The 24,517-nt window shown below is 64.0% G+C and carries 22 protein-coding genes and 1 tRNA gene; 13 read left to right on the forward strand and 10 right to left on the reverse strand.

The features are described 5' to 3' along the window. Nucleotides 1–20 precede the first annotated feature (20 nt). Nucleotides 21–632: a DNA-3-methyladenine glycosylase gene (locus Har1129_RS06510; RefSeq protein ID WP_151099924.1), complete on the forward strand. Its 612-nt coding sequence runs from the start codon at nucleotides 21–23 to the stop codon at nucleotides 630–632. A gap of 30 nt (nucleotides 633–662) precedes the next feature. On the opposite strand, the gene Har1129_RS06515 is transcribed toward Har1129_RS06510, so the two are convergent. After that, nucleotides 663–2,015: a RimK family alpha-L-glutamate ligase gene (locus Har1129_RS06515; RefSeq protein WP_151099925.1), complete on the reverse strand. Its 1,353-nt coding sequence runs from the start codon at nucleotides 2,013–2,015 to the stop codon at nucleotides 663–665. A gap of 114 nt (nucleotides 2,016–2,129) precedes the next feature. On the opposite strand from Har1129_RS06515, the gene Har1129_RS06520 reads away from it, so the two are divergent. The 4 genes from Har1129_RS06520 (at nucleotide 2,130) to Har1129_RS06535 (ending at nucleotide 4,927) form a co-directional block, all read left to right on the forward strand. After that, on the forward strand, nucleotides 2,130–3,152 hold the full coding sequence (locus Har1129_RS06520) for a succinylglutamate desuccinylase/aspartoacylase family protein (RefSeq protein ID WP_151099926.1): 1,023 nt from the start codon (nucleotides 2,130–2,132) through the stop codon (nucleotides 3,150–3,152). A gap of 99 nt (nucleotides 3,153–3,251) precedes the next feature. Next, on the forward strand, nucleotides 3,252–3,671 hold the full coding sequence (gene sdhC / locus Har1129_RS06525; RefSeq protein WP_004592522.1) for a succinate dehydrogenase, cytochrome b556 subunit: 420 nt from the start codon (nucleotides 3,252–3,254) through the stop codon (nucleotides 3,669–3,671). Next, nucleotides 3,671–4,036 carry a succinate dehydrogenase hydrophobic membrane anchor subunit gene (locus tag Har1129_RS06530; protein ID WP_004592521.1) on the forward strand — a complete coding sequence of 122 codons (366 nt, stop codon included), beginning with the start codon at nucleotides 3,671–3,673 and terminating at the stop codon, nucleotides 4,034–4,036. The genes sdhC and Har1129_RS06530 overlap by 1 nt, the downstream gene beginning before the upstream one ends. A gap of 3 nt (nucleotides 4,037–4,039) precedes the next feature. Beyond that, nucleotides 4,040–4,927 (forward strand): succinate dehydrogenase/fumarate reductase iron-sulfur subunit, encoded by an 888-nt coding sequence (locus Har1129_RS06535; RefSeq protein ID WP_151099927.1) that lies wholly within the window; start codon nucleotides 4,040–4,042, stop codon nucleotides 4,925–4,927. A gap of 159 nt (nucleotides 4,928–5,086) precedes the next feature. On the opposite strand, the gene Har1129_RS06540 is transcribed toward Har1129_RS06535, so the two are convergent. After that, nucleotides 5,087–6,436 carry a PAS domain S-box protein gene (locus Har1129_RS06540; RefSeq protein WP_151099928.1) on the reverse strand — a complete coding sequence of 450 codons (1,350 nt, stop codon included), beginning with the start codon at nucleotides 6,434–6,436 and terminating at the stop codon, nucleotides 5,087–5,089. Nucleotides 6,437–6,684: 248 nt separating this feature from the next. Between Har1129_RS06540 and Har1129_RS06545 the strand changes: the two genes are divergently transcribed. Further along, a complete protein-coding gene (locus Har1129_RS06545; protein ID WP_151099929.1) occupies nucleotides 6,685–8,511 on the forward strand; it encodes an FAD-binding protein in 1,827 nt (608 codons plus the stop codon). Between the two features lie 39 nt (nucleotides 8,512–8,550). Here the strand turns inward: Har1129_RS06545 and Har1129_RS06550 are convergent, their stop codons facing one another. Beyond that, on the reverse strand, nucleotides 8,551–8,871 hold the full coding sequence (locus Har1129_RS06550) for a cupin domain-containing protein (RefSeq protein ID WP_191906133.1): 321 nt from the start codon (nucleotides 8,869–8,871) through the stop codon (nucleotides 8,551–8,553). Between the two features lie 211 nt (nucleotides 8,872–9,082). On the opposite strand from Har1129_RS06550, the gene Har1129_RS06555 reads away from it, so the two are divergent. Further along, nucleotides 9,083–9,184: transfer RNA gene (locus Har1129_RS06555), tRNA-OTHER, on the forward strand. 375 nt (nucleotides 9,185–9,559) lie between these two features. On the opposite strand, the gene Har1129_RS06560 is transcribed toward Har1129_RS06555, so the two are convergent. Continuing rightward, the gene (locus Har1129_RS06560; protein WP_004592515.1) at nucleotides 9,560–9,784 is read right to left on the reverse strand and encodes a hypothetical protein; all 225 of its coding nucleotides are present in this window, start codon (nucleotides 9,782–9,784) and stop codon (nucleotides 9,560–9,562) included. 86 nt (nucleotides 9,785–9,870) lie between these two features. Between Har1129_RS06560 and Har1129_RS06565 the strand changes: the two genes are divergently transcribed. The 4 genes from Har1129_RS06565 to Har1129_RS06580 all read left to right on the forward strand — a co-directional run bounded on the left by Har1129_RS06565 (nucleotide 9,871) and on the right by Har1129_RS06580 (nucleotide 13,912). Next, the gene (locus Har1129_RS06565; protein ID WP_151099931.1) at nucleotides 9,871–10,911 is read left to right on the forward strand and encodes a nicotinate-nucleotide--dimethylbenzimidazole phosphoribosyltransferase; all 1,041 of its coding nucleotides are present in this window, start codon (nucleotides 9,871–9,873) and stop codon (nucleotides 10,909–10,911) included. A 2-nt stretch (nucleotides 10,912–10,913) separates the two neighbouring features. Continuing rightward, a complete protein-coding gene (locus Har1129_RS06570; protein WP_151099932.1) occupies nucleotides 10,914–12,233 on the forward strand; it encodes a cobyrinic acid a,c-diamide synthase in 1,320 nt (439 codons plus the stop codon). A gap of 72 nt (nucleotides 12,234–12,305) precedes the next feature. After that, nucleotides 12,306–13,115, forward strand: coding sequence for a diadenylate cyclase DacZ (gene dacZ, locus Har1129_RS06575; RefSeq protein ID WP_151099933.1), 810 nt, complete (start codon nucleotides 12,306–12,308; stop codon nucleotides 13,113–13,115). A 2-nt stretch (nucleotides 13,116–13,117) separates the two neighbouring features. Next, a complete protein-coding gene (locus Har1129_RS06580) occupies nucleotides 13,118–13,912 on the forward strand; it encodes a mechanosensitive ion channel domain-containing protein (RefSeq protein ID WP_151099934.1) in 795 nt (264 codons plus the stop codon). 6 nt (nucleotides 13,913–13,918) lie between these two features. Here the strand turns inward: Har1129_RS06580 and Har1129_RS06585 are convergent, their stop codons facing one another. From Har1129_RS06585 to purD, 3 genes are all read right to left on the reverse strand, one after another. Next, entirely contained in the window at nucleotides 13,919–14,437 is a 519-nt protein-coding gene (locus Har1129_RS06585; protein WP_151099935.1) for a DapH/DapD/GlmU-related protein, read from the reverse strand. A gap of 94 nt (nucleotides 14,438–14,531) precedes the next feature. Further along, complete coding sequence (locus Har1129_RS06590) at nucleotides 14,532–16,028, reverse strand: TrkH family potassium uptake protein (RefSeq protein ID WP_151099936.1); 1,497 nt, start codon at nucleotides 16,026–16,028, stop codon at nucleotides 14,532–14,534. A gap of 55 nt (nucleotides 16,029–16,083) precedes the next feature. Then, nucleotides 16,084–17,436: a phosphoribosylamine--glycine ligase gene (gene purD, locus Har1129_RS06595; protein WP_151099937.1), complete on the reverse strand. Its 1,353-nt coding sequence runs from the start codon at nucleotides 17,434–17,436 to the stop codon at nucleotides 16,084–16,086. A 151-nt stretch (nucleotides 17,437–17,587) separates the two neighbouring features. On the opposite strand from purD, the gene Har1129_RS06600 reads away from it, so the two are divergent. Together Har1129_RS06600 and Har1129_RS06605 are read left to right on the forward strand one after the other, a co-directional pair. Then, a complete protein-coding gene (locus Har1129_RS06600; RefSeq protein WP_151099938.1) occupies nucleotides 17,588–17,851 on the forward strand; it encodes a hypothetical protein in 264 nt (87 codons plus the stop codon). A 44-nt stretch (nucleotides 17,852–17,895) separates the two neighbouring features. Beyond that, complete coding sequence (locus Har1129_RS06605; protein ID WP_151099939.1) at nucleotides 17,896–20,049, forward strand: thioredoxin domain-containing protein; 2,154 nt, start codon at nucleotides 17,896–17,898, stop codon at nucleotides 20,047–20,049. A gap of 3 nt (nucleotides 20,050–20,052) precedes the next feature. Here the strand turns inward: Har1129_RS06605 and Har1129_RS06610 are convergent, their stop codons facing one another. From Har1129_RS06610 to Har1129_RS06620, 3 genes are all read right to left on the reverse strand, one after another. Further along, nucleotides 20,053–20,442: a thioredoxin family protein gene (locus Har1129_RS06610; protein ID WP_151099940.1), complete on the reverse strand. Its 390-nt coding sequence runs from the start codon at nucleotides 20,440–20,442 to the stop codon at nucleotides 20,053–20,055. Nucleotides 20,443–20,553: 111 nt separating this feature from the next. After that, a complete protein-coding gene (locus Har1129_RS06615; RefSeq protein WP_151099941.1) occupies nucleotides 20,554–22,701 on the reverse strand; it encodes a glycoside hydrolase family 3 protein in 2,148 nt (715 codons plus the stop codon). Between the two features lie 41 nt (nucleotides 22,702–22,742). After that, on the reverse strand, nucleotides 22,743–24,461 hold the full coding sequence (locus tag Har1129_RS06620; RefSeq protein ID WP_151099942.1) for a histidine kinase N-terminal 7TM domain-containing protein: 1,719 nt from the start codon (nucleotides 24,459–24,461) through the stop codon (nucleotides 22,743–22,745). Between the last annotated feature and the right edge of the window lie 56 nt (nucleotides 24,462–24,517).

The raw sequence follows: 24,517 nt of genomic DNA on the forward strand, positions 1-24,517 counted from the left end.
CGAGCTAGTACCACAGAGCCATGAGTGACTCGCCGCACGAGGCGTTACGCGCAGACCCCGATATCGGGCCGCTCGTCGAGACACACGGGGAACTCACGCTCGATTCGGCGTCGGACCTCTTCGAGCGGCTCGTCGTCTCGATTCTCCGCCAGCAGGTGTCGATGGCGTCGGCCGCCGCGACGCGTGAACGGCTGTTCGACACTGTCACCGTGACGCCGGGGGGCATCAAGAACGCAGACGACGAGGTGCTCCGGGACGCCGGGCTCTCACGCCAGAAGACCAGATACGTCAACGAAGTCGCCGACGCGTTTCTGGAACACGACTACTCGCTGGCGACCTTCGAGGACGCCACCGATGAGGAAATCCACGAGGAGCTGACCGCCATCACCGGCGTCGGCGACTGGACCGCGAACATGCAACTCCTGTTCGCGTTCGGCCGCGAGGACGTGTTCCCGGTCGGCGATCTGGGCATCCGCAAAGGATTCGAAGCCGTTGTCGGCGAGGGGTACAGTCGCACGGAGATGCGGGAGTACGCCGAGCGGTGGTCGCCGTATCGGAGCTACGCGAGCCTGTATCTGTGGCGCGCCAGCGAGGACATCGCCGAGAGTGTCGCGGAAGTGAGTGAGGACTGAGCCGGTTCGGAGGTCGGTACCGGGGAGTCGCTACTCTTCGCTCTGTTCTTCTTCTTCGGTGTCCACTTCTGATTCGTCGTCTGCCCGGCGGTTCACATCGACCTGATAGTGTTTGAGAATATCCCGTCCCAGCAACAGCGGATAGTCCATATGCCCGCGGTCTTCGACGCTTGCGGTGACGGTGTGTTGGGTCCCGCCGACGCCGACGACGAGGTCGACGACCGGACGCGAGCGGCCGGACTTGAGGCTCCCGGATTTGATCTTCACGATGTCGAGAATCGGCCCCGTTCCGATTTCCGCGGCGAGTTTAGCGTCGATGCTGGTCCGGGTCGCGCCGGTGTCGGACTTCGCGAGGACGGACTTGGTCCCCTGCGTTCCGGTGACGACGACCTCCTCGATGTAGCCCACGACGACGTTCTCCTGTGCTTTCGGCTGTGGCTTCTTCGGCGTACATGCGGGCTTGGAGTCGTCAAGTCGGTCTGAGAGCCGTTCGACAGTTTCGTCGTCGACACTCCCGCCGGCCCGCTCGATGGCGAGCTGGGCGATATAGGGGGCGGGGCTGACGCCGCTGGCCTTGAACAGCCCGCGGAACCCGGCAGTTGGGTTCACTTCGAGCACGTAGTAGCCGTCGTCGCTCTGGACGATATCGACGCCAGCGTAGTCCAGCCCGATGGCCTCGACCGAATTGAGCGCGATTTCCCTGACCCGCTCGGGGAGCGTCCCGGTCATGTCCTCGACTTCGCCGCCGAGCGCGACGTTCGTCCGCCACTCGCCCTCGGGCGCGTAGCGGTTCATCGCGCCGACGATCTGGTCGCCGACGACGTACACGCGGAGGTCGTGGTGGCGCTGCTCGTCGTGTTCCATGTACTCCTGTAAGAAGGCATAGCGGCCGCCGACCTGTGCGTTGACCTGATTTTCCAGATCAACCATCCACGTCCCCCCACCATGTGTGCCGATAGCAGTCTTGTACACCGCGCGATCACCGAACCGGTCCCGTTCCTCGTTCAGCAGGTCGCTGGACAGCGCAAGCAACGCGTCCGGAACAGGAACGCCGGCGTCGGCCAACGCTGCGGCGCTTGCGAATTTATGCAGGGCCGTCGTCGCCGCCATCGGCTCGTTCAACATTGGCGCGAGCCGACTGATAGTCATCCCCAGCCCGATCCCCTCCGCCGGGTGTTCGTCGCTGGAAAGTAGTAGCCGGTTCGCGACCACGTCGACGCTTGGTTCGAGCGTCATGTCGCCGTCGGTGACGCCAATCGCGGTGTTTTCGGTCCGAAGCCACTCCGTGTCATAGCCCATCTCGTCGACCGCGTTCAGGATGGCCTTCGACTCCTTGCTTGAGTGGAGACTGAGAACGCCAACTGTGATATCCTGGTCGCTCATGCCCTCGCCTTCTGTCGGCCATGATATAGATGTACGGATGGGGAACGCGGTACGACCCGACCCCACAACCGTCTCGCCGGAGGGGTTTTAGCCGCCGCCTCTCGTTGTGATGGCATGGACGAAGCCGAGCCGTTCACCTACGACGGGGGGATCGTTGCGCCGGGTGAGACCCGCAACGTTCGCTACACGGTCAGCGAGACGTATCTCGGTGACGCTGTCCGGATGCCGGTTACCATCGTCAACGGGGAACGACCCGGACCGACAGTGTTTCTCACCGCGGCGGCCCACGGCGACGAACTCAACGGCATCGAGGTCGTCCGGGAGGTCGCCCACGAGTGGGACCACGAGGGGCTTGCAGGCACGCTAGTCTGTCTGCCAGTGCTGAACGTCCCGGCGTTTCTGGCACAGGAGCGATACCTGCCGATTTACGACCGGGACCTGAACCGCTCGTTCCCCGGCGACCCCGAATCGACGAGCGCGAAGCGAATGGCCCACGAGATTTTCCGGAACTTCCTCGCCCCGTGTGACGTGGGCCTCGATTTTCACACGTCCACGCGTGGTCGGACGAACATGCTTCACGTCCGGGCGGACATGGACGACCCTGCGGTTGCGCGGGTCGCGAATGCCTTCTCGTCGAACGTCATTATTTCCTCTGAAGGCCCATCGGGGTCGCTCCGTCGGGAGTTGAGCGATTCGGGCGTCCCGACAGTCACGATAGAGATGGGCGAAGCGCATCGGTTCCAGCGGCCGCTCATCGACTCGGCCTTAGAGAGTGTGCGGTCGGTGCTTGCGGAGTTCGGCCTCCGGGACTCCGACACTGTCCGGTGGCCGGGCTGGCGGACAGTCATCGACGATACCGGCGAGAAGACTTGGATCCGTGCAGACTCGGGCGGTTTAGTGGATATGCACTACGACCGCGGCGATCTGGTGTACGAAGACGACGTAATCTGTACGATCACGAACCCGTTCAAGACGGAGAACACGCTGATGCGTGCGCCGTTTACCGGCCTCTTGGTCGGCATCCTCGAGAACCCACTGGTGTACCCCGGTAATCCGCTGTGTCACCTAGTCCGACTCGACGACCGGACACAGCGGGCTATCGAGTGGAACCGTCGGACGAACGACGACGATTGGTAACGGTGGAGTAGTCAATTGACGAACGTCTTCGGGCGGGATTCCGGCGATACGCGTCCGTTGTAGAAACTACTATCTGTCCCCGGACTAACCCCCCAGTGTATGAGTCAGTCTTACAATCGCGGCACCGTCGAGGACTTCGGACGGTGGCGGGAGTTCACGGCCGGGATGTGGGCCTGGATCTTCCACAAGTTCACCGGCTGGGTTCTCGTGGGCTACCTGTTCACCCACATCGCGGTGCTGAGCACTTCGGTCGGCGTCGATCCGGCGAGCGCACAGGCAGGCAGCGACCTCTACACCAGCACGCTCAGTGGTCTCGAATCGCTGCTGATCGTCCGGTTTCTCGAAGTCGGTCTGCTGGCCGTCGCCGTCTTCCACATCCTCAACGGGATTCGGCTGCTGATGGTTGATCTCGGCGTGGGGCTGGAATCGCAGGACAAGAGCTTCTACGCGTCGCTCCTGCTGACCGGCGCAATCGTCATCGCAAGCGTGCCGACGTTCCTCGGGGGGAAACTAGCCTGATGGCACAGCACTACTCCTCCTTTGACCGCGGCGGGCGTCGCTGGCTGTTCCAGCGGCTGACAGCGGTGTTCCTCATCGGCGTGCTCGCGTTCCACTTCATGCTGTTGCACTTCGTGAACCATGCCTCGGATATCACGTTCCTAGGCACGCAGGCCCGGATGAGTCAGGTCAGCTACTTCGCGACGATGTGGCTGTTCCTCGTGACCGCAACGTTCCACGGCGTCAACGGTGTGTACAACGCGCTGGTCAATCAGGGACTCACCGGGTCCCAGAAAAACGCAGTCAAATACATGCTCGGCATCGCTGGCCTCCTGCTCGTCGTGCAGGGGACCCGCGTGTCGCTGGCCATGACGACCCTCGTCTGAACTATGAGTACGCAAATCGAACAACAGGAAACCGAGACGGAAGCCGACGAGGAGACAGAACCCGAGGTCCAGTCCCCGGGCGAGCGTCGGCGCGAACAGCGAGACGAACGACAGGCACAGGAGCAGGCCCAGCGGGAAGTCGAGGAGGAGACCCTCGACGACGAGGACACGATCACGCTGAAAGTGTTCCGCTACGACCCCGAAGTCGAGGGGAAGCAGGAACCACGCTTCGACGACTTCCGCGTCCCGTTCCACAAGGGGATGACCATCCTCGACGCGCTCATCTACGCACGGGACCACTACGACTCCTCGCTGACCTTCCGACACTCCTGCCGGCAGGCCGTCTGCGGGTCCGATGCACTGTTTGTCAACGGGCGACAGCGTCTGGGCTGCAAGACGCAGATATCCGAGCTTGAGGACCCGGTCCGTATCGAGCCGCTGCCCCATCAGGAGGTCGTGAAGGACCTCGTCGTCGACATGGAGCACTTCTACGACCAGATGGAGGCCGTCGAGCCGTACTTCGACGCCGACGAGACCCCGGACGATAAGCTCGAAGAGCAGCGCCAGACACGGGAGAACCGCGAGAAGGTCAAGATGTCCACGCGGTGTATCTGGTGTGGCGCGTGCATGTCCTCGTGTAACATCGCCGCCGGCGACAACGAGTACCTCGGCCCCGCGGCCATCAACAAGGCCTACCGGTTCGCGATGGACAACCGCGAGGGCGAGGACCGCAAGCAGGAGCGACTACGCATCATCGAGCAGGAACACGGTGTCTGGCGCTGCCAGACCCAGTTCTCCTGTACCGAAGTGTGTCCGAAAGACATCCCGCTGACTGAGCACATCCAAGAACTCAAGCGGGAAGCGGTCAAGAACAACCTCAAGTTCTGGTAGCGCGATTCGACTGGCTAGTTTTCCGTTCGCGTTCGGAGTCCGATAGCAGTAGCGGCTGTGATTCGAGTCGAATAGCCACGCTGGCCGTGATTCACGCCGGTCGCTACAGTGAGCGCCGGCCTCTCCAATGGGCGTAGCCAGCGACCACAGAACCGTGGCTCAAGTATCGCAACAGATGAACTCGAAGCGTGCACCGCCGCTTTCGCTGTTGGTCGCGATGACCTCCCAGTTGTGTGCGTCGACGATCTGTTCGACGATGCAGAGCCCGAACCCGGTGCCCTCATCGGCCGTCGAGTAGCCGGGTTCGAACAGGTCCGCGGTGCCGTCGGGGAAGCCGGTCCCGTCGTCCGTGACGTAGAACCCCCACGATTCTGTTCCGACAGTGACGGTCACGTCGTCGCCACCGTGTTCGATAGCGTTCCGAAAGAGGTTCTCCAGTAGTTCCAGCATTGCACCCTCGTCAGCTTTGATGCTGTCGTCGGTGTCGGTTTCCAGCGTCGCGTCCCGAGTGTCGACCATCGACCAAGCCCGCTGTGAAAGGGCGTTGAGATCGACTGTCTCGATCTCCGCCGGGTCGACACCCTGCTTGGCGAGCACGAGCAAGTCGTCGATGAGCGTGTACATCCGGTCGATGCTCCGCTCGGCGCGCTCGAAGTGGGCTTCTTCGCCCGTCTCACGCGCGAGTTCGAGCGAGCCATCGAGTACGTCCAGTGGGTTCCGAAGGTCGTGACTAATCGCGTCCGAAAACCGTTCGAGGCGCTGGTTCTGTCGCCTGAGTTCCTGTTCGCGCTGTTTGCGCTCGGAAATATCGCGGGTCGTCACGACGACATGGTCTTCCAGCGGGCCGCTCGCGACCTGCTTTCCACGGGATTCCGCCCAGATCCAGTTACCATCGGCGTGTCGGTATCGGTGTTCGATGACGGCGACGTAGCCCGGCTCGTCTATCATCCGACCGAACTCATCGAGTGCGTTCGAGAGGTCGTCTGGATGGACATATTCGAAAAGATCCGAGTTCTGCATCTCGTCTTGCTCGTAGCCGAGAACGCGTTCCACGGACGGACTAATGTACTCGACGTTGCCTTGCCCGTCGAACACAGTGAGGACGTCGGAGGTGTGCGTGACGAACTGGTGAAACTGGGCCTCGAAGCGCGGTCGGTCGCTGACATCGCGGGACGTGAACACCCGACAATTTCGGTCCGTCTCAGTGTCCGCTGCGACGATGGTTTCGAGCCAGACCCAGTCGCCATCGACGTTCCGGAACCGGTACTCAGTCCCGTCATCTTCCCGTTCACCTGTGAGTGTGGCGAGGACGCGCTCCGTGTCCTCCGGATGGACGAGGTCCAGCCAGCTCGTGCCGACAAGCGAGTCCGCGTCGTATCCCAGCACGCGCTCGATCGCTGGGCTCACAAACCGTATCATCAACTCTCCATCAGTAACCGTCAGTACCGAGGGTGCCTCGGCTAACACCGCTTCGAAGTCGTCAGTTGACGTGAGATACTGGTCTGGCATTAGGGTCGAGACGGGTCGGTACCCGTAGTGCTACCATCTGTCGGGTCTGGTATCAGTAGTTGGTTCCTAAGTATTCACAGCGCGTGACATAGTTCCATCGGATAGGTCAAAAATACGCTTTTGCTGACAGTATATCACGCCTACAAAACGGGATGCAACCCACTAGTGGCGTAGCACTCGGTAACGCAACAGGGAGGCTTAAGTTTGGCTAATCCTAAGCCGAAACTACGCCAAGAGACACTCTCACAATGTACGAACACGATGTCATCGTGGTCGGCGCGGGTGGCGCTGGCCTCAGGGCGGCTATTGCAGCGGACGAAGAGGGAGCGGACGTTGCCCTCGTGACCAAGCTCCATCCAGTTCGGAGCCACACAGGTGCTGCGGAGGGGGGAATCAACGCCGCACTGCAGGAAGGCGACTCCTGGGACCTCCACGCGTACGACACGATGAAAGGGTCTGACTACCTCGGCGACGCCCCTGCCATCGACACCTTCGCCAAGGACGCCCCGGAAGAGGTCATCCAGCTCGAACACTGGGGCATGCCCTTCTCACGTGAGGACGACGGCCGCGTCTCCCAGCGCCCGTTCGGCGGTCTCTCCTATCCGCGGACGACGTACGCGGGCGCCGAGACCGGCCACCACCTGCTGCATACGATGTACGAGCAGGCGGTCAAGCGCGGTATCGAAGTGTACGACGAGTGGTACGTGACCCAGCTTGCGGTCACCGACCACGACGACCCCGAGGACCGCGTCTGTCACGGCTGTGTCGCCTACGATATCAAGTCCGGCGAGATTCAGGGCTTCCGGGCGAACAACGGCGTGATTCTCGCAACTGGTGGGCTGGGGCAGGCCTTCGACCACACCACGAACGCCGTCGCCAACACCGGCGACGGCTGTGCGATGGCCTACCGCGCCGGCGTCCCGATGGAGGACATGGAGATGATCCAGTTCCACCCGACGACGCTGCCGTCGACGGGCGTCCTCATCTCCGAGGGGGTCCGCGGCGAGGGCGGCATCCTCTACAACGACGACGAGGAGCGGTTCATGTTCGAGCACGGCTACGCCAACAACGAGGGGGAACTGGCCTCCCGTGACGTGGTCGCTCGTGCCGAACTGACGGAAGTCAACGAGGGTCGTGGCGTCGAGGACGAGTACGTCGACCTCGATATGCGCCACCTCGGCGAGGAGCGCATCCTCGACCGGCTCGAGAACATCCTCCACCTCGCGGAGGACTTCGAGGGCGTCGACGGCCTCGACGAGCCGATGCCGGTCAAACCCGGCCAGCACTACGCCATGGGTGGCGTCGAGTGCGACGAGAACGGCGAGACGTGTATCGACGGCCTCTACGCGGCCGGTGAGACCGCGTGTGTCTCGCTGCACGGCGCGAACCGGCTCGGCGGCAACGCCCTGCCGGAACTACTCGTGTTCGGCGCTCGCGCCGGCCACCACGCCGCCGGCAAGGACATGAAGACCGCCGAAATCCAGACCGGCCCCTCCGCCAAGAGCGAGCCCGGTGACGTCGAACCGCCGGTCGATCCCGGCGCAATCGACGCCAGCAGCGACGACGTCGCTGCCGACGGAGCGGCCATCGAGCCAAAGGCGGTCCTCGAAAGCACTGTCGAGCAGGAACGCCAGCGCGTCGAGAACCTCATCGAATCCGACGGCATCAACCACGCTGAAGTCCGCGCGGACGTTCAAGAGACGATGACCGAGAACGTCAACGTGTTCCGAAAAGAGGACGGCCTGAAGCAGGCCCTTCGAGACCTCCGGACGGCACGCAAGGAGTACGAGAACGTCGCCGTCGAAGACCCATCCCGGACGTACAACACGGACCTCATCCACACCATCGAGACCCGCAACATCCTCGACGTGGCCGAGGCTATCACGCTCGGCGCGCTCGCACGCGAGGAGTTCCGCGGTGCACACTGGCGCGCGGAGCATCAGGAACGCAAGGACGACGAGTGGATCAAGCACACGATGCTGGCTTGGAACGAGGGGCAGCCGGAACTGTACTACAAGCCCGTCATCCTCGAAGGCGACGAGGAGACCTACGAGCCGAAGGTCCGGTCGTACTGACGACCTGCCCTCCGGCTGCCGGAACGATTTCTGCGAGTGTCAGGGTGCGCCGACGAGCACGAACGTGCTCTCTGTATCGCCGTTGTGAATCGTTCGCTCAGCCTCCGGCGGCAGTCTGATCGCGTCGCCCGCAGTGAGGGCGACGTCTTCACCGTCAACCTCGACGGTGGCTGTCCCCTCAACAAGGACGTAGACTTCCTCGTGACCCTCGTCGGCGTGGTCGTGCGGTTTGCCGGTCCAGCCGGCCTCACAATCGAGTATAGTGACGCCGACCTGCTCACAGTCTAACGGGTCCCTGAGGAAGTGCATCGCATCCGCGACCGGTTCCACATCGGTATAGTCGACTTTCGTGTAGCTCACGTGCACTTCTGTCGCCGGCCAGCCCGAAATAAGTTATTGCGGATCCGAAAGGAAGCGACTGTAAAGGGGGACACAGTTCCAATCCGGAACGTCGCCACTCAGAATTACGGACAAACGGGCAGCCAGACCGCGCTCGCATGGTGGTGCGTAAATTCGGAAACACCCGGAATCATCACTTACTTGGTTGTCAGGAACGTATTGAGGGTAGCTTGGAAGGGTGGCTCAGTGGTAGAGCGCTACCGACCAACATGCCAGAATCGGTTGGTGGTTACCCCGCAAAGGGCTCCGCGTGGTTCGACTCCCGCCCCTTCCATTTTCCTGCGGTTCGGTGTGAGCGGATGCAGTCGGTTTCAGGGTGTCACACTGGCACGTCGGATCGGACAGTTGCGCTGCCCCAGACCTATCACACCCCGTAGACTTGGCTGCGGGCTATCAGGTAGCGAGAACTGCCGAGTCGGAAGCCGACACCTCACAGGAAGTGGAAAGTAAGGAATGTGGGGGTGGGGGGTGGGGGGTGGGGGTGGTGCGGCACCAGTAAGGTGCCTATCGAGAAAGAAGGGTGTAGATGTATAAAAAACCGTTGCCGATATTATCACATTCGATATTGTTGTGGAATGCTATTGCCGACGTCTACCCTACTGGCGTAGGGTATTGGCGGAAAAGCAACGAGAGCGCGTTTGTGACGCAGTTACTTGTGGGTGAACAGCACGACGTTCCCGTCGTTGATAGTCGTACAGAGATCCATCTCGAAATCGAGATTCAGGGAAGTGAACTCCTGCTTGCAGACGACCATATCGTCGAACGGTTCTTCACAGGACGGACAGGCCACAGCAGTCGTGTTCTGGTAGGAAGCGATCGCCTCGTTGTCCTCGCGCGGCGTCAACGACGAGAGGAGTTCGTCAAAATCGTCCATGTTCGGGCAACCGCGGGCGTACGGCATAAATCATACGCCGCCCCAGCACCAAGGCATTAAAGTTTACTTGTCGTAATACAACTACAATGACTCAACCCGGTGGCGGCACGCGCTTCGCACTCGTCGCAGGAACCACGGAAACCGCAGATCGGGCGGGAATCAGCGCCGCCGGCGCCGATCCCGAACTAATGTCGGTAACGCCCGCAGCAGACGCGGAGTTAGTGACTTACGGCACGCCAGTTCGGACGGACGTGACACCGGTCAGTCCGAGCGGCTGTCCGACGCCGGCGCTGGTGACACGGGCCGTCCGAGACGTACTGGGATTTGACATCACAGTTGTCGACGGCGGATTGGCCGAGAAAACGGGGGCTCCAACAGTCTCTGTCGGGGCACGCCCGGGAAAGGACATCGCGGAGCAGGACCCAGTGCCGACGGCCCACGGGGCGTTCACGGCCGCCCGACAGCTCGGTCAGGCGCTCCCGGCCGACGAGCTCTATCTGGGTGAGACCATTCCCGGCGGGACGACGACAGCGCTGGGCGTCCTTCGTGCGCTGGGCGAGACGGGAATGGTCTCCTCGTCCCTTCCGGAGAACCCCACAGAACAGAAGGAGAAACTGGTCGCTGAGGGGCTGCAGGCCAGTTCGCTGGACCCGGGCGACGCCGCAAACGAACCGAAGCGGGCGGTCCGCCGGATGGGAGACCCCGTTCTGGCAACGCTCGCTGGCCTGACCGCAGGAGCCGTCGAGAGCGATACCGCAGTGACGCTGGCCGGCGGGAGCCAGTGCATCGCCGTCGCTGCGCTGGTCCGCCACGGCGGGTACGAGGGACCGCTCGGACTCGCGACGACGAGCTACGTGGCCGACGACGAGAGCGCCGACGTACGGGCGTCGGCTGACCGACTCGACCTCGACCTGACGGTGACGGACCCCGGCTTCGACCGGAGCGACCACGTCGCGATGGAGCGGTTCGTCGCCGGCGAGGCCAAAGAGGGGGTCGGCATGGGCGGCTCGCTCGCGCTCGCCGACCGCGCCGGCATCCCGATGGCGGAGGTGCGGGACCGCTTCGCGACCATCTACGACGATCTGATCGGCGACACGCCCACAGCAACAGGCGAGGAGGGGCCGTGACGATGGAGGGGCTCGTCCTCGCCGGGACGAGCTCCGGCGTCGGCAAGACCGTTGCCACGCTGGCGACACTGACAGCGCTCGAAGACGCCGGCTACCAGCCACAGCCGGCCAAAGCCGGTCCGGACTTCATCGACCCGAGCCATCACGAGGCGCTTGTCGACACGCCCTCGCGAACACTCGACCCTTGGCTCGCGGGCGAGGACGGAATGTCCCGGACCTACTGGCGCGGCGAGGGCGACATCTGCGTTGTGGAGGGTGTGATGGGCCTCTACGACGGGAGCAAGACATCGACGGCAGCGGTTGCCGAGGGACTAGACCTCCCGGTCGTTCTGGTCGTTGATGCAAAGGCCGGCATGGAGAGCGTCGCCGCGACGGCGCTTGGATTTGCACAGTACGCCGACCGCGTTGGCGTGGACATTGATGTGGCCGGCATCCTCGCACAGCGCGCCCATGGTGGCCGGCACGCCGACGGCATCAAGAACGCACTTCCCGAGGACCTCACCTACTTCGGTCGGATTCCGCCGATGTCAGAGCTGGAGATTCCAGACCGCCATCTCGGGCTCCAGATGGGCGCAGAAGCGGGGCTCGACCGGGATGCGCTGTCGACGGCGGCGGAGACCATCGACGTCGAGCGGCTGGTCGACGTGGCACGGGCACCACCGGAAGTCGCCCCAGCGAAGACAGACAGCGGCAGCGCGGCGACCGACCGCCGGGTCGCCGTCGCACAGGATAGCGCGTTCTGTTTCATCTACCCCTCGGTGCTCGAACGGCTCCAATCCGAGGCGACCGTCGAAGCGTTCTCGCCCGTCGCCGGTGACCCAGTTCCCGACGCCGACGCGATCTATCTCCCCGGCGGCTACCCGGAACTCCACGGCGAGGCCCTCGAAACCGGCGGGACGCTCGACGAGATAGCGGACCGTGCCGCCGACGGCGTCCCAGTCTACGGCGAGTGTGGTGGCCTGATGGCGCTGGCGGAGTCGCTGACGACGACTGATGGCGACACCTACGAGATGGCTGGGGTCCTCCCCGCAGATATCGAGATGCAAGACCGGTATCAGGCACTCGACCACGTAGAGCTAGAGGCGCAGTCAGACACCGTCGCAGCCGCATCCGGGGAACACCGGCGCGGGCACGAGTTTCACTACTCTGCCGCCGATGTCGCCGGTGACGCATCGTTCGCCTTCGATATGGTCCGCGGCGACGGGATCGACGGCGAGCACGACGGACTCACGGAATACAACACCGTCGGTACGTATTGTCACTGCCACGGAGAAAGCGGCGCGTTCGACCGTCTGCTCGAAGTGCCTTCGAAGGATATCTGACGCGGGGTCCGGCGTCGGACGCATGGCTGACTGCCCGCAACCTTTTTTTCGACAGACAGCGTCGTTCTGATAATGAACGAGTTGCGCGACCTGCTCGGAGACCTGGTCGCAGACGTCGACGCCGTGTTCCTGTTTTCCCCGAACGCGTCGTTCTTCGAGGAGTTCGACGACGTCGACGAGGAGATCGTCGTCGTCGGCCCGGAGAACACTCTCGATGCGGAGCCGTTCGTCGAGCTACCGATCGATTTCACCGACCTCGAAGGGCGTCTTCGCTTCGGGATCGAAGGCGCGTTAGAGCAGGGCATCGTCGACGAGGGCGACGAGGTGCTCTGTGTAACAGAGGTGCTTGACGGAGCCGAGAACACGGTCGTTCGGGTCCAGACCAACGACTTCTCACCCTCCGGCGTGTACGACATGTTCGTCAACTCCAGAGCGGACGCGAGCGTCGTCCGTGATGTCTTCGAGGTCGCCATCGAACTGGGGAAGAAAGGCCAGAAGGGCAAGCCCGTCGGTGCCCTGTTCGTCGTTGGCGACGCCGGCAAGGTGATGAACAAGTCCCGGCCGCTATCGTACAACCCCTTTGAAAAGTCCCACGTCCACGTCGGCGACCCCATCGTCAACGTGATGCTCAAGGAGTTCTCGCGGCTCGATGGCGCGTTCGTCATCTCCGACGCTGGTAAGATCGTCTCCGCCTATCGGTACCTCGAACCCTCCGCTGAGGGGGTGGACATCCCCAAGGGGCTCGGGGCACGGCACATGGCGGCCGGCGCGGTCACCCGTGACACCATGGCGACGGCTATCGTGCTCTCGGAGAGCGACGGGCTCGTACGGGCGTTCAAAGGCGGGGAGTTGGTCCTCGAAATCGATCCCGAGGAGTACTGAGGATGCAGCTTGGTTTCGACTGGGCGACGATCATTCGGCAGGTGTTCTCACCACAGGGTACGTTCGTCTTTTCGCTCGTAGTACTGGCTGTGGGCATCGTGCTCGGCTATCTTGTCTGGCGCTCGTCCCGACGGTTCATGCGCGAACTCGGTGTGCCCGAAGCGGTAGAAGGCACGCCCTTCGAGCGGACAGCGAGGGGGCTTGGCACATCGACTGTCGGTATCGTCTCGAACCTAGCGGCGCTGTTCATCTACATCACGACGGTCACCGCCGTCCTCAACATCGCACAGCTGACCGATCCGGAGCTGTACTGGGCTCGCTTTACATCGTTCCTGCCCGACCTGTTTATCGCCCTATTCGCCGTCATCATCGGCCTCATCGCGGGTGATAAGGCCAAACTCCTCGTCTCCGAGCGACTGCGCAGCGTCAAGATGCCCGAGGCGACGGTCCTCCCCGAACTCGTCAAGTACAGCATTTTCTATCTGGCGGTGCTTATCGCGCTCGGGCAACTGGGCGTCGAGACGCTCGCCCTACTCATTCTCCTCGGGGCGTACGCGTTCGGGCTCGTGTTCGTCTGCGGGCTGGCGCTGAAAGACATCCTGCAGGCCGGTGCGGCCGGTCTCTACCTGCTACTGACAGAGCCATACAGCATCGGCGACGAAATCGTCATCGGCGACCAGAGCGGCATCGTTCAGGAGGTGGATATCCTCGTCACGCGTATCGAAAGCGACGGCGAGGAGTACATCATCCCGAACAAGCGCGTGTTCAATACGGGTATCGTCCGTATCCGGAGCTAGGCGGAGTCACGGTTCTTCAGTCGCTGCGTCGTCCTCGCTGAGCGGTTCGGCCGGGACGCCGGCGACGGTCGTTTCTGGCGGCACATCAGTAGTCACAAGCGAGTTCGCGGCGACCTGTGCGCCCGGCCCGATTTCGACGCCGGGGAGGACAATCGCGCCCGCGCCGATCATCGCCCGTTCCCCGACGACGACCTCGCCGGTTCGGAACTCCTCCTGCAGGAACTCGTGACACAGCAGCGTCGCGTCGTAGCCGATGATAGCGTGGTCTTCGACGGTGATGAGTTCCGGCCAGAACACGTCCGGCGTCGATTCGAGCCCCCAAGCGACGCCGTCGCCGACGGTGACACCGAGCCGAGAGAGAAGCCAGTTCTTCAGCCGAAGGCTCGGCGAGATACGACAGACGAGGATGACGACGTAGTTGACCATCACTCGGAGCGGATGTTTAGCGTCCGGCCACGGGAACAGCGAGTTGTGCGGGCCGGGCGTCGGGTGCTGGCTCAGTCGGTCGTGTCGTGGACCACTCACGTCCGTCGTCTACGGGGCCGCGGTAATCAAACCCGTCGGCTCCGGCAGCGGTCGCGGGGACAGGCATCGACGGCGGCCGCCGTTCGGTGGGCCGTCACCGCGTCCAGAACGTCGGCGTCAGAAGCACTAACACGGGCACGATTTCGATGCGGCCGACCCACATCAACAGTATCATCAGCACTTTGCTCGACCGGGCAAAGCCCTCGTAGGTCCCGTAGGGGCCGGCCTGACCGAAGGCCGGGCCGATGTTGAAGAACATCGAGGCGGCGGCGCTGATCCCCTCGAACTCGGTTATCGGGACGCCCGCTCGCTCCCCGTCAGCGACGAGCAGGACGGTCCCGATGATAAAGAACACCATCGCGATGAGCGTGTAGGCGTACACGTCCCGGACGGTCGTCTCACTGATAGCCTCATTGCTGAGCCGGACTGGGCGGACGCTCTGTGGGTGGGCCGAGACGTTCAGGTCCCGCCAGAACGACTTGGTGACGACGAGCCAGCGAAGTGTCTTGATAGAACAGGTGGTGCTGCCGGCCATCCCACCGATGAACATCATGACGAACAGGACGTTCTTCGCCCCGGCCGACCAAGTGTTGAAGTCCGTCGAAGCATAGCCCGTCGTCGTGACGATAGCCGCGACCTGAAAGACAGCGTGGCGGACGGTCTCTCCTACGCTGCCGGTGTACCCCGGGTCGACCACGAGCAGGCTGGTGACAAGCAAAGAGCCGACGCCGAGAATCCCCAGATAGAATCGGAACTCCTCGCTATCTCGCAGTCGGCCAGTGTCACCACGGACGAGCGCGTACAGCAGGACGAAGTTCGTCGCGCCGACGATCATGAACAGTGTGACGGCCCACTGGACGGCCGGGGAGAACGCGCCGATGCTCTCGGCTCGTGGGGAGAATCCGGCGGTGGCGATGGCGGTGAACGCGTGTGCAATCGCATCGAAAAGCGTCATCTCCGGTGCGAGGCCGCTGGCACCGAGTCCGGCGAGAATCAGCGCCGCCCCCGCGGTCAGTCCCAGATACAGCAGCCCGAGGATGCGCGCCGTCTGCTCGATACCGGGGGTGAGCTTCGTGACGTCATCCGTCCGCGACTCGGTCTCCATCAGCTGTGCGCCAGCGACCGAGAGCCGCGAGAGCACGGCCGTCGCGAGCAGAAGGACGCCGAGGCCGCCGAGCCACTGGAGGACCTGCCGCCACATCAGGAGCGCCTGCGAGTGCGCGTCGAAGTCCCGGATGACGGTCGCGCCCGTGGTGGTGATGCCGCTCATCCCCTCGAACAGGGCGTTGACCGGGCTGGCGAACACGCCCGTCCCCTCGATGTACAGCGGTATCGCGCCGACGACGGCGATAGCCAGCCACGCCAGCGAGACCGTCAGGAACGCCTCGCGGTCGTGGATGCGGTCGCGCGGGAGGCGAGCGAGTGCCGTGCCGATGCCGAGCGTCACTGCGATTGTGGCCAAGTACGGAAACGGCGACTCGGCATAAATGACGGCGACAGCGGTGGGAATCACCAGCGGAACGGCCAGCCACTGCAAGATTGCGCCGAGAACGTTTAGCGACGATCGTACGTCGACAGTAGTCAGTGCCACGGATGCTCACCGCCCGCTGTGATGCTGTGCGACAGTTGGTGCTGCCACCACGCGCTCAGTCCGCGCCACCGCGGATGTCGTTCATGTGATCGATACGTTGCTGGACGAGGTCGGCTTTGCCGATGTCGTGGCGGACCCGAAGGCCCTCCGTACCGGCCCGCTGGAGCGCCTCCTCGGCGATGGCCTCCGCGTCGCTAACCGTCGCTGCCAGTCCGACAACGGCGTAGGACCGCGACGTGGTCGTGTAGATGCCGTCCTCGCGGTCGTCGACGCTGGCGTAGAACAGCAGGGCCTCGGGGGCTGTCTCCGCGTCCTCGTTGGACTGGGCGCGGTGGTCGTTGACGACTTCAGCGATAACGTCGTCGTCGATGGTCACCTTTGCCCCGGCATCGGGGTCGGTCGGGTAGCCGTCCGGGACGGCGTACTTGCAGACAGTCGCCATCGGCCGGAAGGAGAGCTGTGGCAGGGGTTCCTCGTCGCGGGCGGCGGTCAACACGTCGAGGAAGTCCGTGTTGAGTACCGGGAGCGTGTTCATCGCCTCGGGGTCGCCAAAGCGGGCATTGAACTCCACGACGCGTGGCCCGGTCTCTGTGAGCATGAACTGGCCGTAGAGAACGCCCTTGTAGCCGTCGAGGGCCTCCACGGTAGCCCGGAGCACGTCGACAGCGTCCATGTAGTCGTCCTCGTCCATGAACGGCAGGTGGAGGCTAGAATCGGAGTAACTCCCCATCCCACCGGTGTTTGGCCCCTCATCGCCCTCGTAGGCGCGCTTGTGGTCCTGCACCGCTGGCGTGACGCGCAACTGACCGTTAGCAACGAACGCCTGAACAGTGAACTCCTCGCCGACGAGACGCTCTTCGAGGACGACGCGGCCGTAGTCGGCGTTCCGGAGGTACTCCTTGGCCTCCTCGGCGGTACACTGGTCGCCGATGACCCGGACGCCCTTGCCGCCGGTGAGGCCGGCGGGTTTGACCGCGAGGTCGCCGTCGTACTCGTCGATGTACTCGCAGGCGGCGTCCATGTCTTCGAACGTCTCGAAGTCCGGGCAGCCGGGGATGTCGTGTTCCCGCATGAACCGCCGCTGGAACGCCTTGTCGGTCTCGATGCGGGCCTCCTGCTCCTGTGGCCCGAAGGTGTAGACGCCAGCGTCGTCCAGCGCGTCGGCGACCCCCGCGGCGAGTGCTGCCTCGGGGCCGATAACGGCCAGCGTCGCGTCGACCTCCCGGGCGTAGGTCGTCACGGCCTTCGGGTTGGTCGTATCGAGTGCCTCGAAGCCGTCGGCGAGGGCGACGATACCCGGGTTCCGGTTGCTAGCACAGGCGTATAGCTCTCCCGGCGAGTCCGTGAGCGAGCGCGCAATCGCGTGTTCCCGGCCGCCGCCACCCACGAGCAGCACTGTCTCTGACATACCCGAAGGCCGGATGGGCTTTCACGTAAGTATTGTCTTTTCGCCGGTTCTCACTGACAGCGACGGCCATCTCTGTGCTGGGAGGACCCGTGTCCGAACCGCTGGACGGATACCGGGAATTACTTGTCCCAGTCTCGTGACACGAGGTTGCATGCCCTCTACCCGCCCGTTTGTCGATCCCGCTACAGGAGAACTGAACACAGCCCTGCTTCTCTCCGAAATCGTTCCGCTTGCGAAGCTCATCGGCGTGTTCGTCGCCGGGAGCCTCGTTCCCTACACCATCGTCTTCTTCGGATCGGAGAGCTCCGTTCTGGGTGCGCTACTTGCCCTTGTTGGCGATTTCATCCTCGCGGTTGGGGCCGGAATCGTCCTGTTGTATGTCGTCGCTCGCGGGATCCAATTGTCCAGCGAGTAGCTACTGTCGGGCCCCTTTTCACCGCGGCGCTCCCAGTCGCAGGTATGAGCGACGCGACGGACCCGACGGCCCGAAACCGACTCGACGAGGCAGAGAGCCCGTATCTCCGCCAGCACGCGGACAATCCCGTCAACTGGCAGCCGTGGGACGAAACGGCCTTAGAAGCAGCGAAGGAACGGGACGTGCCCATCTTCCTCTCTATCGGCTACGCGGCGTGTCACTGGTGTCACGTCATGGAAGAGGAGAGCTTCGAGAACGAAGCCATCGCCCAGCAACTCAACGAGAACTTCGTCCCGATAAAGGTCGACCGCGAGGAGCGCCCGGACCTCGATTCGGTGTACATGAGCATCTGCCAGCAGGTGACCGGCGGCGGTGGCTGGCCGCTGTCGGCTTGGCTCACGCCAGAGGGGAAGCCGTTCTACGTCGGGACGTACTTCCCGCCCGAGGAAAAGCGCGGCCAGCCGGGCTTTGGCGACCTGCTCCAGCGCCTCGCGGGCTCGTGGTCGGACCCCGAACAGCGCGAAGAGATGGCGAACCGTGCCCAGCAGTGGACCGAGGCCATCGAAAGCGACCTCGAAGCGACGCCGGCCGACCCCGAAGACCCCGCCGAAGACATCATCCAGACCGCAGCGACCATCGCCCACCGCGGCGCGGACCGACAGGACGGTGGCTGGGGTTCTGGCGGGCCAAAGTTCCCCCAGAACGGGCGGTTGCACGCATTGCTTCGGGCCCACGCAGATGGTGGTCAAGAGGACTACCTGACCGTCGTCGAGGAGACGCTGGACGTGATGGCCGACCGGGGGCTGTACGACCACGTCGGCGGCGGCTTCCACCGCTACGCGACGGACCAGCAGTGGGCCGTCCCTCATTTCGAGAAGATGCTGTACGACAACGCAGAGATTCCCCGCGCTTTCCTCGCCGGCTATCAGGCTATCGGGTCGGAGCGCTACGCGTCGGTCGTTCGGGAGACGTTCGAGTTCGTCCAGCGCGAACTCCAACACCCCGACGGGGGCTTTTTCAGCACGCTGGACGCGGAGAGTGCCCCAGTCGACGACCCCGAGGGCGAGACAGAAGAAGGATTGTTCTACGTCTGGACGCCCGAACAGGTCCGTGATGCCGTCGACGACGAGACCGACGCGGACATCTTCTGTGACTACTTCGGCGTCACGGAGCGGGGCAACTTCGAGGGCGCAACGGTGCTCGCCGTCCGAAAACCGATGTCGGTGTTGACCGAGGAGTACGAGCGAAGCGAAGACGAAATCACGGCGAGCCTCCAGCGCGCTCTGAACCAGACGTTCGAGGCTCGCAAAGAGCGTCCCCGACCAGCCCGCGACGAGAAGGTGCTGGCCGGCTGGAACGGCCTGATGATACGGTCGCTGGCCGAGGGCGCTATCGTGCTGGACGACGCCTACGCAGACGTTGCCGCCGACGCCCTCTCGTTCGTCCGCGAGCACCTGTGGGACGCCGACGCGAACCGGCTCAGCCGTCGGTACAAGGACGGCGACGTGGCCATCGACGGGTATCTGGAGGACTACGCGTTCCTCGGCCGCGGCGCGCTGACGCTGTTCGAGGCGACCGGCGACGTGGAACAGCTGTCGTTCGCGATGGACCTCGGGGACGCAATCACCGAGGCGTTCTGGGACGAGGACGAGGGGACGCTGTTTTTCACGCCGACCGGCGGCGAGTCGCTGGTCGCCCGCCCGCAGGAACTCACTGACCAGTCGACCCCCTCCAGTACCGGCGTCGCGGTCGACCTCCTCTTGTCGCTGTCCCATTTCAGCGACGACGACCGCTTCGAGACGGTCGCCGAGCAGGTCATCCGGACCCACGCCGACCGGGTCTCCTCGAACCCGCTCCAACATGCCTCGCTCACGCTGGCGACGGACACCTACGAGCAGGGCGCGCTGGAACTCACACTAGTTGGCGACCAGTCAGCGTATCCGAGCGAGTGGACAGAGACCCTCGCCGAGCGCTACATTCCGCGCCGTTTGCTGGCCCACCGGCCGGCCGACGACAGCGAGTTCGACCAGTGGCTCGACGCGCTGGAGGTGGAGAAGTCACCGCCGATTTGGGCCGGCCGCGAACAAGTCGACGGCGAGCCGACGGTGTACGCCTGCCGGAACTTCGCCTGCTCGCCCCCGAAACACGACCTCTGGACGGCGCTGGACTGGGGCACAGAGGCTGACGGCGCGGAGTAAGAGTTACGCCATCGCGTCTTCGATCTGGTCGGCGAGATACACCGCGATAGGAACCGGTTCCTCCTCGACGAAGCGGGCGATCTCCTCGCCGTCGCGTTCGACGACGACCGTCGGAATCAGTTCGATGTCGTACGCCTCGACCTGCGGCCCGGTCTTCGAGCCGTCGTCTTCCTTCTCGACGGGGTAGTGGTGAATTTGCTCGGCAGGAACCCCGGCGGCTTTCAGGGCCGCCCCGAAGTCGGGAAGCTGTGCCCGGCAGTCCTTGCACCAGTCGCCGCCCCAGATCTTGTACTCGAACTCGTCGGCATAGCGTGTGAGAACGTCGACAGTGTCGGAGTAGGCGTCTTCGACCCACACCGGGTTCGGCTCCATGGTTTCGAGCGTCTGACTCATAGCTGGCTGTATGTATTCAGGGGGCTTGAAATCCCCGGCCACGGATTTCGCGGTTCAGACCGGCTTTAGCGGATAAATCGATGTTTCAGTCGGGACAGGGGGACAGACGCGCTATCGGTCGACTGGAACGGTCGTCCGAATATCCCGTGATGACCGGCCGATTTCGACGGTGTACGTTCCGGTGTCGACCGTCCAGCCGGAATCCGGGTCGTACCGCGAGAACGCGAGATCGTCGAGTGCCAGTTCCACGGTCTGCCGTTCACCGGCGTCCAGTTGCACGGCTTCAAACCCAGCGAGCTCACGCGACGGGCGGGCAACGCCGTCCACGGATGGCGGTCGGACGTAGGCCTGAACGACTTCCCGGCCCGGCCTGTCGGCGACGTTCTCGACAGGGACGGCGACAGTCTGCTCGTCCGTAGTTTCGGCCTCCCCGTACTCAAAGGAGGCATACGAGTGCCCGTGGCCGAACGGGTAGGTCGGGTCCGTCTCGGCGTCATCGAAGTGCCGGTAGCCGACGAACACGCCCTCGTCGTAGTGGGCTTCGTCGTCGACACCGGGGTAGCGGCGCTCAGCCCCTGCGGTCGGGTACTCGCCCGCCGGCGCGAACGTCACTGGCAGCCGGCCGCTCGGGTCGCGGTCGCCGTAGAGGACGGCCGCCGCTGCATCGCCGTCGGCTTGGCCCGGATACCACTGTTCGAGGACCGCAGCTACGTCCTCCCGCCACGGAAGTTCCACGGGGCCACCGGACCTGACGACGACCACGGTGTTCTCGTTGGCCGCGGCGACAGCCGAAACGAGTTCGTCTTGCCGTCCCGGCAGCGCCAGTGACTCGCGGTCCCGTGCCTCCGTCGTCGCGTCGCGGACGAACACGACGGCGACATCGGCGGACGCGGCCGCTTCGGTTGCATCGTCGAGCGACGGCTCCCGTTCGACGGTCTCCTCGGCCGCCTCGTCGGCTTCCTCGTCCTCGCCGACGAACGGCAAGAGGTCGAACAGCGAAACGGACTCGATCCGTGGGACGCCGAACGCCGTCGTGACTGCGCCCTCGGCGCGAGATTCGACCCCATCCACCGGAGTCACCGAGTGAATCGGCGTCGTCTCGGAGGAGCCGCCACCGCCCAGTTTCGGTTCGTCGACGGACGGTCCGATGACGGCCACGTCCGCCCCGTCGTCGAGCGGCAGGACGCCGTCGTTATCGAGCAGCACGGTTCCGCGAGCCGCCACGTCCGCGGCGATGTCCCGGTGTCGCTGGCTGTCGAGTTCGCCCGCGTTGTCGTCCTCTCTCCCGCCTTCCGCGGTCGCCTCGTCGCCGCCCAGCCGCCCGAACCGGTCCATCTGTCCGAGAACCCGCCGGACCATGTCGTCCAGCCGGTCGGCCGGAACCGCGCCACTGTCGATGGCCTCCGCGAGCGGGTCACCGAACAGGCCCGCGTGCGTCGCGTCCGGGATGCCGTCGGGCCACTCGATGGCCGCCGATTCGTCGCCGTCGGCCTCAGCCGCTCCGGGGGCCGGCACGCCGGGCATCTCCAAGTCCAGCCCCGCGTTCGCCGCGCCGACGGTACTTTCCAGTCCGTACCAGTCCGAGACGACGTAGCCGTCGAACCCCCACTCGCCTTTGAGCACGTCGCCGACGAGGCGCTCGTGGTCGCTCATGTGGGTTCCGTTGACGCGGTTGTACGCCGTCATCACCGACCCGACGCCGGCGTCGACGGCCGCGCGGAACGGCGGGAGATACAGCTCCCGAAGCGGCCGCTCGTCGACCTCGGCGCTGACGGTGGTGCGGTGTGTCTCTTGATTGTTGGCGACGAAGTGTTTCACCGTGGCGACGATGTCTTCGGACTGGATGCCGTCGATAAGGCCGACCCCGACAGCACTGGCGTGAACGGGGTCCTCGGAGAGATATTCGAAGTTGCGACCGCAGTGTGGCACCCGGATGATGTTTGCCCCGGGCGCGAGCAGTACGTCCTGACCGAGCGCCGTGGCTTCGCGGCCCATCGCCGCCCCCTGTCGCTGGGCGAGGTCGGGGTCGAACGTCGCGGCGGTCGCAATCGACGCCGGAAATGCAGTCGCGCGTTGCCCCTCGGCGCGGATTCCTAGCGGCCCGTCGACGAGGCGAAACGGCGGAATCCCGGCCGCCTCGACGCCCGAAAGGTACCCCGTTGCTGTGCCCTCCGGGTCGGCTGCGCCGCGAACGAGAGCCAGTTTCTGTGTACGGGACAGCCGGGCGAGCAGCGCTTCGATGTGGTCGGCATCGGTCATACCGTAGCTCACGGGCGAACGGGCCTTAGAGTATCGACTGCTCAGGACGGTATCTCGGACGCCCGCTCCGGCTTCGCTTCGAGTCCCGAGACAACGAGCTTCGCGCCGCCCGAGTGGCTGTCCGTCATTTCGACGTCCCAGCCGTGGGACTCGACGACGTGCTGGACAATGGCCAGTCCGAGGCCAGTCCCCGACTCGGAACTGGTAACACCGTGTGTGAACACCTCCGCTCGATCCTCAGGTGGCACACCCGGACCGTCGTCACTGATTGTGAACCCGTCAGTGGTCGCGTCGACGCGGACCGTCACCGATGCGCCGCCGTGTTCGGCGCTGTCGCCGGACTCCGTCCGGCTGCTTGTGGAACCGTGTTCCACACTGTTCCGGAACACGTTCTCGAACAGTTGAAGGAGCTGATCGCGGTCGCCCAGCACCTCGCGGTCGTCGTCAATCTGGAGCGTCGCTGGCCCGGTGTCGACGTGGGCCCAAGCCGCCTTCGCCAGCGCCGAGAGCTGTAGCTCGACCACTTCGGTCGTCTTCTCGTCCCGGGCGAAGGCGAGCACCTCGTCGATGAGACTGCTCATCCGGTCGTGTGCCGCTTCGACGCGGTCGAACTCCTCGGGGTCGTTGCGCTCCCGGGCCAGCGCCAGTCGGCCAGAGGCCACGTTCAGCGGGTTCCGGAGGTCGTGCGAGAGGACGGCGGCGAACTGGTCGAGCTGTTGGTTTCGGCGCTCCAATTCCCGCTCGCGCTCTTTCTGTTCGGTTATCTCGTGGATGAGAAACACGCGCCCGACAAGCGCGTCGCGGGAGTCATACAGCGGCGAGAGATGCACGTCGAAGAACCGATTGTTTTGCTCGATGATGGCCTGTGTTTCCTCGGCGTGGTCGTTCAGACCGCGGTACTTTTCGAGGAGCTCCGGCGACGTTTCGAGCGCGTCCCCCACGGATTTGCCGACGATAGTCTCGTCTCCGAGTAGTTGGCGGCCGGCGTCGTTTGCCTCGATTATCGTATCGTTCGTGTCGACGACGAACACAGCGCTGTTGAGTGACTCGACGACTTCTCGGTATGCGACCGGCGAGATGTCCAGTAGCCGCCCCCTGAAAAACGCCCACGAGATAGTCAGTCCAGTCCCTGCCAGCAACAGCGGCGTGAGTTCAAGCACGGTGTCGCTGAAGACGCTGAGAACGCTTCCGAACCACGGGAGGAAGATAGAGAACAAGATGGCATACACCTGCTTTCCGTAGAGGTCCCCGGAGTCGAGTGCGTAGTGAACGATGAGTCCACTCGAAACGGCGATGAGGGCATAGGAGTACACGAGATGGCCCCAGAACACCGGCCCGCCAACGATTTCCCAGCCGTATATGCCTGTTCCCGTCGGACCGGACACGGTGTATATTAGCCCGTCGGGGCCGGCAAGCAGCGCGGTGAAGAACACGATGGGCTCGACACTCAGGAGTGCGTAGGTCCACCGATTGAGATACCGGTCACGGTTGGTGTAGGCCAGCGAGAACACGAATAGACCGGCTATCGTGGGCATCACACCGACGTACAGGCCATATGCGAAGAAGAGAGCCACATCGGTCCCGCGTGTCAAGACGCCAGCCGCGACACAGAGGTCCCATATCGAGAGCCCGGCAAGCAGGACCGAGAGCGAGGTCCCGCCGGTGTAGTCGCGCCGCCCCCAAGCGTACACCGACAGCGATCCGAGTACGATGGCCACGATAAGCAAGAGGAAGGCGTACGCAACGAACAGCGTGGCCATTAGCGTATAATCCGTCCCAGCGACTAAATGGGTTCCGCCCAGTTCGAGGGATTTAC

Origin of the sequence: Haloarcula sp. CBA1129, assembly GCF_008729015.1 — an archaeon.
Taxonomy (GTDB): Archaea; Halobacteriota; Halobacteria; order Halobacteriales; family Haloarculaceae; genus Haloarcula.